The following is a 12,690-nucleotide window of genomic DNA, read 5'->3' as shown; positions in this document are numbered from 1 at the left end:
GTGAAATGAATGCCGAATCTTGGGGAAAAAGTGTTTAATTGTGAAAAAGAATTGACTCTTTCGATTATTGGTGGAAAATGGAAAATGTTGGTATTGTGGCATCTAGGAAAAGAAGGAACCAAACGTTTTGGTGAACTAAAGGCCCTCATGCCGGGTATCACTCAAAGAATGCTTGTTAATCAATTGCGCGAACTTGAAGACCATTTGATTGTTCATCGTGAAGTCTATCCTGTCGTTCCACCAAAAGTTGAATACTCACTCACTGAGTATGGAAGAAGTCTGATGCCTATTCTGGAAGCTATGTATGACTGGGGTAAAGATTATATTGAGAATGTATTGGAAAAAGAAACAGAAAACAAATCGTCTATTCAGTAGAAAAAAGAGTTTCTCCTAGGGGTTCGAAAAAGTGTAAAAAAGTTCATATACTAACAAACCACGGTTAGCTATCTTAATAAAGATGCTGTCCGTGTTTTTTTATATCTCTACGTATTTAAAAGGTTGAAAAAACACAACATTTAATAAAAGAATCAGTTACTAAAAAGCCAAGGGCAGCGAATCTTGTATAATCGCTGTCCTTGGCTTTTCACTCTTGGTATTGGATTCAAGTTTATAGTATTATTTTTAACACTATGTTATACCAATGTATCTATATGTTAATAAAGTGCGTACTTTCAAAAGTATAACATACGTAATATACTGATTTTGCTCAAGTAATAGCGAGCTTAAAGAATACTACCAAACCTTAAGGGAATACTGCTACAAGCATGGTGAGATGAAGTGAAACTTCATTTAATAATTTATACATGTTGTTGCTTTTTACGAAAGGAGAGATCCGCATGGAAAGGTTCAAAACTAAGCAGCGAAAAGTTTGTGAAAGATGTCTAATCATCACCATAAATAATGAAACCTGTCCAAAATGTGGACATTCTCAATTAAGAGATATCATTATTACCGGACAAGCTGGGAGAAATAAACGAAACTTACATCCAAAAGTAGGATAACGCAATAGCGAAAATCCTTGTTGTTTTGTAGGGGAAACGAAGAAAATCAGACATTTTTCTATTTGAAAATGCTTTGAAAAAGTGGAGGAATGAAAAGTGGATTCTATGACGTTTGTCTTATTTGGGGCAACTGGGGATTTAGCTAAGCGAAAAATCTACCCTGCCTTGTTTAATTTATATTTGAATCAAAAATTACCAGATTCTTTTTTGATCATTGGTGTAGGAATAGACGAAATGTCTGATGTTGATTTTCAAAACCATGTAACAGACTCGCTATACACTTTTTCTAGACACTTGATAAATGATAAATCCGAAAAACAAGAGTTTGTAAAGGCATTTCGTTATTGCCAGTTAGATTTCACGAATGCTGAAGGGTATAAGAAGTTAGTTGAAGTCGTTCAACAAAATGAAAAAGACCAGAGTATTGAAGAGAATCGAATGTTTTATCTTTCTGTTGCTCCTGAATTCTTTGATGTAATTGCTTTAAACATAAAGGAGAGTGGCTTAGGTTCGACAAAGGGATGGAAACGATTGATTATCGAAAAACCATTTGGGTATGACTTAAAATCTGCTGAAGATTTAAACGAAAAATTAAGCAAAGCTTTTGAAGAAGATGAAATTTTCCGGATTGACCATTATCTCGGAAAACCAATGGTTCAAAACCTTGAAGCCTTGGAATTTGCCAATCCTGTGCTGCAATCACTTTGGAACAATCGGTTTATTGCCAATGTGCAAATTACGGCTAGTGAAACGGTTGGTGTAGAAGAGAGGGCTGGTTATTATGACCAAGCAGGCGCTATTCGTGATATGGTTCAAAATCATATGCTACAGCTGTTGATGATGACAGCCATGCATCTCCCAAAACAGATTAGTGCAAAAGATATCCGTAATGAGAAAAGAAAAGTTATGGAATCTCTGCGACCATTACAGAAAAATACTGTAGGTATCCACGTCGTTCGTGGCCAATATGGATCAGGTGAAATAAACGGTACACCAGTAGTCAGATACTTAGAAGAACCTGGCGTTGATGCTTCTTCTAAAAACGATACATTCGTCGCTGCTCGTCTATGGATTGATAATTCCTTCTGGGACGGGGTCCCATTCTATATCCGGACAGGAAAAAGAATGACGGAAAAATTAACGCGGATTGTGATTGAATTCAAAAACCCATTAAAGAATTTGTATACCAATGAAATCCAAAATGCTGAACCCAATCTATTAGTTATTAATGTAAGTCCTAATGAAGGTGTTTCGTTGCAGTTAAATAGTAAAAACCCGATAAATGGAAAATTAGAACCTATTGTTGTTGATTTTTCAGCGAGTAAAAAAGACGTGCCCGAAGCATATGAACTCTTAATATTTGATGCTCTGCGTGGGGACTCTACCTTCTTTGCTCATTGGGACGAAGTTGAATTATCTTGGAAATGGGTACAGCCCGTTTTAGAGGCGTTTGAGGAAAATGCCCTTCCACTCCACCTATATCAAGCCGGTTCGATGGGGCCACAAGCTGCTTCGCAATTATTGGAGGAGGATGGTTTTAAATGGTGGGAAACTAGGGGGGGAGTTTAATCCGCACCTCCCTGGAAGGCTATTGGTATGAAGAGAGCAAACCGAGGTTGGATTTGACAGATAATTGTTACGCGATTTACCCAAGGAACTTAAAGTATTTGTTGAATCCTTATGGTTCCATAAGGAGACCATGAAGAACAACAAATGGGTAGCATAATAATACAGGCTATTTTTTGTAATTTAAAGGAGGAAACTCAAGTGAAAGTAGGATTAATTGGATTAGGGAAAATGGGTATGAACTTAGGAAAAAACTTAATTGACAATAAACACCGTGTAATGGCGTTTGATCTAAATACAAATACTATTGAAGAAATTAAAAAATACGGAGTTGAAGGAGCATCCAGTTTACAAGATCTTGTTCAATCATTAGAAAAGCCACGAGTTGTTTGGATAATGGTCCCACACTCCGTCGTTGATTCAGTTATTAGTGAAATCACACCATTTCTAAGTGAAGGAGATATCGTCATTGAAGCTGGTAATTCGCATTATAAGGAATCCATTCGTCGTTACGAACAGTTGAAGAAAGTTGGAGTGAGCTTTATGGATGCCGGTACTTCTGGGGGGATGGAAGGTGCTCGCTATGGTGCTTGTTATATGATTGGTGGAGATCCTGAAGCATGGAGCATTGTCGAGCCGATTTTTAGAGATACAGCTGTAGATAATGGGTATTTATATGCTGGGAAATCTGGTAGTGGCCACTTCTTAAAAATGGTCCACAATGGAATAGAATACGGAATGATGGCCGCCATTGGTGAAGGATTCGAAGTCCTGGAAAAAAGCGATTTCGATTTTGACTATGAAAAAGTGGCACGGGTGTGGAATAACGGTTCTGTCATCCGCTCATGGCTCATGGAATTGACAGAACGCGCATTTTCTAAAGATGCAAAATTAGATGAAATTAAGGGCATTATGCATTCTTCTGGGGAAGGGAAATGGACAGTTGAAACCGCTTTGGATCTTCAAACAGCTACCCCTGTTATCGCTATGTCTTTACTAATGCGTTACCGTTCATTAGACAATGATACATTTACAGGTAAAGTGGTAGCTTCCCTTCGTAATGAATTTGGCGGACATGCTGTGGAAAAATCATAAAGTCATCTGCTGTATATGTCTTTCGTTAAAATGAGCCGGAAATTCATTGGATTTTTAGTTTGGTATATCCCAAAAATTGGTAGATTTACTTAAGTCGTTGATAGTGCTAACTATGTTGATTGAAGCGGAAGGAGCGAGACTCCTCGAAAATGCATTCACATTTTCTCGTGCGGTGCCTATTCACGGATGATGATTCAACGTCCTGCGGGAAAAACATGACAAGGGAGACCCCGCAGCCGCACAGCGCCGAGGAGGCTCCCGGCTCGCCCGCGGAAAGCGAGCACCTGGAGCCAACAGACAAGTTTAACAGAGCCAAAAAAATAAAACAATATTGAGGTGTGACATCATGAACGTATTGGATGCAAAAATCATTAACACACAATATGGTTTAGAAACCTATTTAGACATGGTGAAGAATATCGAAGTAAAAGAACTCCATTCTCCATCAGATAATGAGCCCTTTTATGAAATAGTATTAGGGATAGAGTATTTTCTTCTAAGGGACGGAAAATATTATGATAGTGAAAGGAATTATTTTCGGATTCAAATGAGCGAAGATTTTAATTCAATCACGTTAAGAGAGACAGATACCGAAAGTTTATTTGCTGTCAAAACCGAACACGAGAGAGACTCAACTAAGCTACTGGTTGGAGAATGGCTTATAAAAACCAATGCTTTCAAGCAAGTAATAAGTGAACTGATCCAACAAAAGAAAATGGAGAATGTTCAAAATGAGGGAGACACTCGAAAAGTATTAGGAACGATAAGATTCTTGGAAATATTACTTGAAATCAAAACAGAAGACATACTAAGTGCCGATGTAGAGAGGGACCATTGAGTTTTCTTAATACTAACTGTCTTTTAATGTACGCTATTGATAATTACACGGTCCCACTAAGGATTTTTCAAAATTGAAAAGGGGGAGTTTAAATGTGTTTTTAAAAACTTCCCTTATATACTGTAGAAAAGGAGAATGCACTAACATGAAACGTTTTACTATGCCGAGAGATCTTTTTTACGGAGAAGGATCTCCGATTGAAGCAGCTAAGCTAAATTTGATTGAAAGGGGAAGTAATGTATGACTATTTCGTTTGATTACTCCAATGCATTAGCATTTATGAAAAAGAGTGAAGTAGATAATCTAAGTGAATTTGTAAAAGTGGCTCATAAAATGCTACATGAAAAAACAGGCCCCGGCTCTGATTATCTTGGTTGGGTCGATTTGCCACTAAACTATGATAAGAGTGAATTTGAAAGAATTAAACAAGCTGCTGAAAGAATCAAGAAACATTCAGACGCAATGGTTGTAATTGGTATTGGTGGTTCGTATTTGGGTGCAAGATCAGCTATAGAAGCTTTGTCCCATAGCTTTCATAACCAAATGAACGATAAGACAAAAGTGTATTTTGCCGGTCACAATATCAGTTCTACTTATATATCTCATTTATTTGAACTATTAGAGGGGAAAGATATCTCTGTTAACGTCATTTCCAAATCAGGAACAACGACAGAGCCAGCCCTTGCTTTCCGTATTTTTCGTGACTATATGGAGAAAAAATACGGAAAAGAAGAGGCGAGAAAACGTATTTTTGCCACTACTGATCAGGAAAAAGGCGTATTAAAAAAGCTCGCGGACAAAGAAGGATATGAAACGTTTGTTATTCCGGATGATGTAGGTGGAAGGTATTCTGTGCTAACAGCAGTTGGTCTCTTACCAATTGCCGTAGCAGGACTTGATATTGATCATATGATGGAAGGGGCAGCAGCAGCAGCCCGTAAATACAACAATCCTGATTTATTGACAAATGAGAGCTATCAGTATGCTGCGGTCCGAAATGTACTCTACAATAAGGGAAAAGCAATTGAAGTGCTTGTTAACTATGAGCCCTCCCTTCACTACGTATCGGAATGGTGGAAGCAGCTGTTTGGGGAAAGTGAAGGAAAAGATCAAAAGGGGCTATTCCCTGCTTCCGTTGATTTTTCAACGGATTTGCATTCCATGGGGCAATATGTACAAGAAGGTCGACGAAACCTTTTAGAAACGGTTTTACAGATTAAGAAACCTCGAATTGAAGTGACTATTCAGGAGGATCCAGAAAATATTGATGGATTAAACTTCCTGGCAGGTAAGACGATGGATGAAGTCAACAAAAGTGCATTTCAGGGTACCCTTATGGCCCATATAGATGGAGAAGTACCTAATCTCGTGATTGAACTGGATGAAATGAATGAATACACTTACGGTGAGATGGTTTACTTTTTTGAGAAGGCATGTGGGATTAGTGGCCATCTATTAGGAGTTAACCCATTTGACCAGCCTGGAGTCGAAGCATACAAGAAGAATATGTTTGCTTTACTTGACAAACCTGGTTTTGAAGCAGAAAAAGCTACTCTCATGGAGCGTTTATCAAAATAATTATATCTGATTGGTTTTGTATTAATAAAAAGATTGTTACCAAAAACCATATTTTTTGTAACAATATTTATGAGAAATACTGATGCTTGATTTTACTAATTTTATAGGTTACCAAAAATAATTACCAAAAGTTTTACCAAATACTTTTACAAAAATGATGTCTCTTGTACAATTAGATTATTAAATTGTGCAGGAGGCTTCTTTATGATAATCGGTTATGCTCGAGTTTCGACAGTTGACCAAAATTTAGACCGACAAATTATATTACTTTCTGAGTACGGCTGTGAAAAAATGGTTCAAGAGAAATTTACTGGGACTACAAAGGATAGAGATGGACTTAACTCATTGCTAGATGTAATAAGGAAAGGTGATACCGTTGTAGTAGAAAGTATTTCACGCTTAGGGAGAAAAACACTTGATATTCTTTCTATTATTCAGCAATTCGAGGATACTGGTGTAAAGTTCGTTTCTATTAAGGAGAACATGGATACAAGAACATCAACGGGAAAAGCCATGTTTCAAATGATGTGTGTCATCGCAGAGTTAGAAAGAAATTTAATTGTAGAAAGAGTTAAAGAAGGGTTAGAAGCGAGTAAAAGAAGAGGAAAAAAACTAGGAAGGCCTAAAGTGGATCAAGGGAAAATTGAAATAGCCTTGAGGATGTATGACAGTAAAGAATACTCGGTAAAAGAAATTGTAGAAGGTACAGGACTTTCACAGGGATCATTATATCGAGCGATTAATAAAAGAAAACTAGTAGAAGCAAATTAATAATCTCTTATATTTTTAGGGAATTATGTGACGGACTAGGGCAGCTACTCTGTCACCACCCCCAACTTAATTTGAATGGAGTTGGTAATTTGGCATCTATAGAACGTACGGCTTATCCAAGATTTAAAAAACGTCCTACTTCAAAAGAACTTCGTGATGTTTACTCCCCTACACCTGAAGAAAACCAATTTGCGCATAAAGTTGCTAGAGGACCTGTTTCAGTTCTAAGTCTATTAGTTATGTTAAAGTCTTTCCAACGACTTGGTTACTTTCCTCGACCGAAAGATATTCCTGTAGAGATCATGATTCATATTCGGACCTGTTTGAATCTCTCTGCTAGTGTTGAACCGAATTACAATAGTAAATCAATTTACCGACATCAAAAAGCAATTAGAGATTACCTCAATGTACGTCCTTATGGAAAAGAAGCCTTACATATTGCAACTACTTCAATTTATAAGGCTACACAGGTAATGGACAATCCAGCCGATCTTATCAACGTATCCATTGAAATATTAATAAAAGAAAGGTGTGAATTACCTGCTTTTAGTACATTAGATCGATTGGCTCGTCGTATAAGAACATTAGTGAATCACCAGTTATTTAATTCAGTATTTTCAAAATTGACTCCTGAAATTGAGCGAAAATTAGATCAATTACTAGTTACTAAAAATGATAATCGGACTTCTGAATATAACTTATTAAAAGAAATTCCAAAAAGCGCAACACTTTCGCATATGAAAGAAATACAAAATAGGTTACTTCTGTTAACTGATTTTATAGAAGAAATTGATAGCTTACTAGAGGATATTCCAAATTTAAAAATTAAACACTTCGCTTTAGAAGCAAAAGCGCTTGATGCATCAGAATTAAAAGACTTTAATTTAGCTAAAAGATATATGCTGCTACTTTGTATGATTTATCGCTCAAAAATTTCAGCTATAGATAGTTTGGTAGAGATGTTTCTCAAAAGAGTCAGAACAATACATAACAAAGGCAAAGAGGAGCTAGAACTTCTTCGAGAAAAACATAGATCAAAAACTGAAAATCTTATATCTGTTTTGGCGGAAGTCTTAAATGCCACAAGTATAAATGAGAACGATACCTTGACTGGTCAGAAAATAAGGGAGTTATTAGGGAGAAGAGGTGGTATCGACGCATTAAAAGAAGATTGTGAATCAATTTCATCATATAATGGCAATAACTACCTTCCTCTTTTATGGAAGTTCTATAAAAGCCACAGGAAAACTCTTTTTAGATTGATTAGTATGATTGAAATTAATTCAACCACACAGGATCAATCACTTTTAGAAGCTTTACAATTTTTACGTGATAATGAGAACCGAAAAATTGAAAATCTACAAATAGATTTGGATCTTTCATTTGCTAGTGAACAGTGGAAAAAAACGATTTATGTACCTAAAGAAAATAACTTAATCCATCGTAAACACCTTGAAATCTGTATTTTTTCCTATCTTGCAAGCGATTTAAAAACGGGAGACCTTTGTGTAAAAGGATCAGAGAATTTTGCTGATTACCGTGAACAGCTCCTTTCTTGGGATGAGTGTAAACCTATGGTAGATGAATACTGTAAGGAACTTGGCTTTTCTTCAAATTCAGGGGATTTTGTTCAACAATTAAAGCTCTGGCTAGGAGATACTGCACAAAAAGTAGATTTAAACTACCCTGATAACGGCCAGGTAATCATTAATGAAAATGGAGAACCAACGTTGAGAAAAATAATGAGAAAAGAACAACCTCAGACAAGTAAGGCGTTAGAGGTAGTTATTTCTCAACGGTTACCTGAACGAAATGTCTTAGATATTCTTTGTAATGTAGAACATTGGACAAATTGGACACGGCATTTTGGACCATTATCTGGTTCAGATCCTAAGCTTGAAAATGCAATGGAACGTTATATCATTACTTCTTTTGGATACGGATGTAATTTAGGACCAACACAGACTTCTAAGCACATGAAAAAAGCAGTAACCCCACACATGATTTCATTTGTAAATCGGCGACATATTAATGCATCTAAAATAGACGAAGCTATTCGTAATATTTTAAATCAATACAATCAATTTAGTTTGCCTAGACTATGGGGTGATGGAAAAACGGCTGCTGCAGATGGAACAAAATTTGATCTCTACGAAGAAAACTTAATCTCTGAATACCACATTCGATACGGAGGTTATGGGGGGATTGCATATCATCATGTTTCAGATACTTATATTGCACTCTTTAGTCACTTCATTCCATGTGGAGTTTGGGAAGCAGTTTATATTATTGATGGTTTGCTGAAAAATAAATCAGACATTCAGCCCGATACGTTACATGCTGATACGCAAGGTCAATCAACGCCTGTTTTTGCACTTGCACATTTATTGGGGATTAATTTAATGCCTCGTATTCGAAATTGGAAGGATTTAAAATTTTACAGGGCTGATAAGGACACAAAATATCACCACATTGATCAGTTGTTTAGTGATACCGTTGACTGGGACCTAATTGAAACACACTGGCAAGATCTGCTCCAAGTGGTTCTTTCTATAAAAGCTGGTAAAATATTACCCTCTACACTACTTAGAAAACTAAGTAACTATAGTAGAAAAAACCGATTATATCAAGCTTTTAGGGAATTAGGAAGGATTGTAAGAACTGTATTTTTGCTTAAATATATTTCTGATATAAAACTAAGAGAGCAAATTGGTGCTAGTACAAACAAAGTCGAAGCATATAACGGCTTTTCCAAATGGCTATTTTTTGGTGGCGATGGGATCATTTCAGAAAATGATCCAGAAGAACAAGAAAAGCGAATTAAATATAATGATTTAGTTGCCAACGCAGTAATATTCCAAAATGTATGTGATATAACACTTATTTTGTGGGAACTTTCTAAAGAAGGCTATGTATTTTCAAAAGAAGATATTGTCATGCTTAGCCCTTATCTGACTAGGCATATAAAACGTTTCGGAGACTATATGATCGATTTAGAAAATATTCCACAACCAATCGAGGGAGATATTCCTGTATAGTATATAAGAAAGTAAAGAGCAAGAAAGGGTTATAAATGGTAAACAATACCATACTATGACCCTTTTTTACATGTATCTCGGTCGTACCCCTATTTCAGCTAAACTGTATTTTTTACTTTCATACATGATAATTGCTTGCTGTACATTTTCATCAGGTTTTCTTGGACGTCCTGTAGTAACGCCTTTTTTCTGTGCATTACGTACCCCCTTTTTAGTCTTTTCACTGATTACATCGCTTTGAAATTCGACAAGATGCTTCACGATATGGCTAAATTGATACCTACTTCCATTACTTGTATCGATTCCTTCCTTAATCGATTGGATACAAGCTCCTTTTTCTTCAATCGCTTGCAATAGCTCCACTAGATGACGTGTTGAATCTGCCAGTGAATAGAGTTTTGCGATTATTACTTTGTCCCCCGGTTTGAGGTTATCAATCATGCTTTTCAGTTGCGTTCTTTTCTTTGCGGAAGAGTATTCCTCTGCGATTATTTTTTCGCATTTTAATTTTCTTAATTCCGTTATTTGTATATCACAAGTTAAATCATCATCATTAGGTCTCATATAACCGATTAACATATTAGACACCCCTTAAATATAAAGAAGTTTGCCTATATCATAGCATAAGTTTCATCATTTTTCGTTCCGAAAAGGTTCCATTTTGGGACGATAAGTGATAAACTGACTTTATTCTATTCGAACCCGGCTTTTATGAGAGTTAAAAGCCATAAAATTTTATGTAGAAGAGGTGTAGACTTAAGTGGTAGAAAAAATTAGAAAAGAATGGTTTTCAAATGTAAGAGGGGATATCCTTGCTGGAATTGTTGTTGCGTTAGCATTAATTCCTGAAGCAATTGCATTCTCCATTATTGCAGGAGTCGATCCTATGGTAGGATTGTATGCTTCCTTTTGTATTGCCGTTATCATAGCCTTTGTTGGTGGACGTCCTGGAATGATTTCAGCTGCAACAGGTGCAATGGCATTGCTAATGGTTCCATTAGTAAAGGAACATGGCCTTGATTATCTATTAGTAGCAACGGTTTTAACTGGTGTAATCCAAGTGCTGTTTGGCATTTTTAAAGTAGCCAAAGTAATGAAATTCATACCTAGAGCAGTCATGATTGGTTTTGTAAATGCGTTAGCGATCTTAATTTTTATGGCTCAAGTACCCCATTTTATTGGAATCTCTAATATGACGTATGTGTTTGTAGCAGTCACTTTAGTAATAGTATATATACTCCCGAGATTCATCAAGATTGTTCCGGCCCCATTAATTGCAATTGTTGCCTTGACAGCAGTTGCTCTTTATACAAACTTTGATTTGCGGACAGTAGGTGATTTAGGAGCCATTACAAGAACACTGCCAGAGTTTTTCATACCAAACGTTCCATTTACGTTTGAAACTTTAGCAATAGTATTTCCCTTTTCTTTCGCATTAGCGATTGTCGGATTATTAGAGTCATTACTAACTGCTTCCATCGTAGATGATATGACAGATACAGAGAGCGATAAAAACAAAGAATCAAGAGGACAAGGTATTGCGAACATCATTACAGGTTTCTTTGGTGGAATGGCAGGATGTGCAATGATTGGACAATCCGTTATAAATGTGAAATCTGGTGGACGTGGTAGATTATCCAGCTTGATCGCAGGTTTGTTTTTAATATTTTTAATCATTGTATTAGGTGATTTAGTCGTACAAATACCAATGCCTGTTCTTGTAGGAATTATGATTATGGTTTCAATTGGTACATTTGATTGGTCTTCATTTACCTATCTTAGAAAAGCACCAAAAACGGATGCTGCTGTTATGTTAATAACCGTTGGTATCGTTGTGGCAACCCATGACTTATCAAAAGGAGTTATTGCAGGTGTCATTCTAAGTGCCATTTTCTTTGTCGCTAAAATCTCAAGTTTGAAAGTGAGAAGCAATTACAAAAATAGCAAAATAATTTTTGAAGTAGAAGGCCAACTATTTTTCGCCTCGGTTGAAGACTTTTTAAAGTCATTTGACTTTAGCGTTGAGAATAAAGATATAATAATTGATTTTTCAAATGCACATATTTGGGATGATTCTGCTGTAGGTGCTGTAGATAAAACTGTTATTAAATATCGTGAGAAAAACAATACTGTTACCATCATAGGGTTAGATTCATCCAGCAAAAGAATCTTAGATAAGCTAGCTATTTATAATAATGTGAATTCAAAACAGGCGTCACATTAAATGAAATTTGGAGGTAGAAAAATGTACAGAAGAATATTATTGGCTGTAGATGGATCTGAGAATTCAATTCGGGCAACTGAAGAAGCAGTGAAAATTGCTTCTTTAATTCCAAAATGTAAAATTGAAGTCGTATATGTTGCTGATTTTTCAAAATCCAAGAATGAGATACTTCATTCGCAAGGAAAAGAAGAATTGGCATACTCACGTCGCAAAAGACTCTATCCTGTAGAGGAAAAAATAAAATCGAAAAATATAGACTATGAGCTTAAAATATTACATGGATATCCTGGTCCGACAATTATTGAATATGCTAATGAAGAAAAAGTCGATTTGGTCGTTATAGGTAGTCGGGGTTTAAACTCTTTGCAAGAAATGGTATTAGGTAGCGTGAGTCATAAGGTAGTAAAAAGAGTGGACTGTCCCGTTCTTATTGTTAAATAAGAATGCTAGAAATAGATTTAGATATTATCACTAGTGTTGCATAAATAGTGTCATAATTTTCAGTTTACTCACCTTCCCTGTTTAGAGGCAAAAAAGTAAATACCCAATCAAAGGTGGCCCCATCCATTTGGAAATTTA

At 36.1% G+C, this 12,690-nt stretch carries 11 protein-coding genes; 10 read left to right on the top strand and 1 reads right to left on the bottom strand.

The genetic code is table 11. The features are described 5' to 3' along the window. Positions 1–9: 9 nt before the first annotated feature. The 8 genes from F7888_RS07595 to F7888_RS07560 all read left to right on the top strand — a co-directional run bounded on the left by F7888_RS07595 (position 10) and on the right by F7888_RS07560 (position 9,887). Positions 10–375 carry a winged helix-turn-helix transcriptional regulator gene (locus F7888_RS07595; protein ID WP_066194376.1) on the top strand — a complete coding sequence of 122 codons (366 nt, stop codon included), beginning with the start codon at positions 10–12 and terminating at the stop codon, positions 373–375. Between the two features lie 461 nt (positions 376–836). Further along, positions 837–1,001 (top strand): hypothetical protein, encoded by a 165-nt coding sequence (locus F7888_RS07590; RefSeq protein WP_155986760.1) that lies wholly within the window; start codon positions 837–839, stop codon positions 999–1,001. Between the two features lie 96 nt (positions 1,002–1,097). Continuing rightward, positions 1,098–2,570 carry a glucose-6-phosphate dehydrogenase gene (zwf, locus tag F7888_RS07585; RefSeq protein WP_066194379.1) on the top strand — a complete coding sequence of 491 codons (1,473 nt, stop codon included), beginning with the start codon at positions 1,098–1,100 and terminating at the stop codon, positions 2,568–2,570. A 198-nt stretch (positions 2,571–2,768) separates the two neighbouring features. Beyond that, on the top strand, positions 2,769–3,662 hold the full coding sequence (gene gnd, locus F7888_RS07580) for a phosphogluconate dehydrogenase (NAD(+)-dependent, decarboxylating) (protein WP_031538333.1): 894 nt from the start codon (positions 2,769–2,771) through the stop codon (positions 3,660–3,662). Positions 3,663–4,008: 346 nt separating this feature from the next. Then, on the top strand, positions 4,009–4,500 hold the full coding sequence (locus F7888_RS07575) for a hypothetical protein (protein ID WP_031538332.1): 492 nt from the start codon (positions 4,009–4,011) through the stop codon (positions 4,498–4,500). Positions 4,501–4,740: 240 nt separating this feature from the next. Beyond that, the gene (locus F7888_RS07570) at positions 4,741–6,078 is read left to right on the top strand and encodes a glucose-6-phosphate isomerase (protein ID WP_066154493.1); all 1,338 of its coding nucleotides are present in this window, start codon (positions 4,741–4,743) and stop codon (positions 6,076–6,078) included. Positions 6,079–6,282: 204 nt separating this feature from the next. After that, the gene (locus F7888_RS07565; RefSeq protein ID WP_066154495.1) at positions 6,283–6,849 is read left to right on the top strand and encodes a recombinase family protein; all 567 of its coding nucleotides are present in this window, start codon (positions 6,283–6,285) and stop codon (positions 6,847–6,849) included. Between the two features lie 89 nt (positions 6,850–6,938). Then, a complete protein-coding gene (locus F7888_RS07560; protein ID WP_066194381.1) occupies positions 6,939–9,887 on the top strand; it encodes a Tn3 family transposase in 2,949 nt (982 codons plus the stop codon). A gap of 66 nt (positions 9,888–9,953) precedes the next feature. On the opposite strand, the gene F7888_RS07555 is transcribed toward F7888_RS07560, so the two are convergent. After that, complete coding sequence (locus F7888_RS07555) at positions 9,954–10,466, bottom strand: recombinase family protein (protein WP_191778582.1); 513 nt, start codon at positions 10,464–10,466, stop codon at positions 9,954–9,956. Positions 10,467–10,647: 181 nt separating this feature from the next. Here F7888_RS07555 and F7888_RS07550 point away from each other — a divergent pair, with 181 nt between their 5' ends. Both F7888_RS07550 and F7888_RS07545 read left to right on the top strand, forming a co-directional pair. Continuing rightward, entirely contained in the window at positions 10,648–12,111 is a 1,464-nt protein-coding gene (locus F7888_RS07550) for a SulP family inorganic anion transporter (RefSeq protein ID WP_191778581.1), read from the top strand. A gap of 21 nt (positions 12,112–12,132) precedes the next feature. Next, positions 12,133–12,552 (top strand): universal stress protein, encoded by a 420-nt coding sequence (locus F7888_RS07545; RefSeq protein ID WP_191778580.1) that lies wholly within the window; start codon positions 12,133–12,135, stop codon positions 12,550–12,552. The last annotated feature ends 138 nt before the right edge of the window (positions 12,553–12,690 follow it).

The organism is Litchfieldia stipae (assembly GCF_014837155.1).
Classification (GTDB): Bacteria; Bacillota; Bacilli; order Bacillales; family Bacillaceae_L; genus Litchfieldia.
This window is presented reverse-complemented; position numbering and strand designations above follow the sequence as displayed.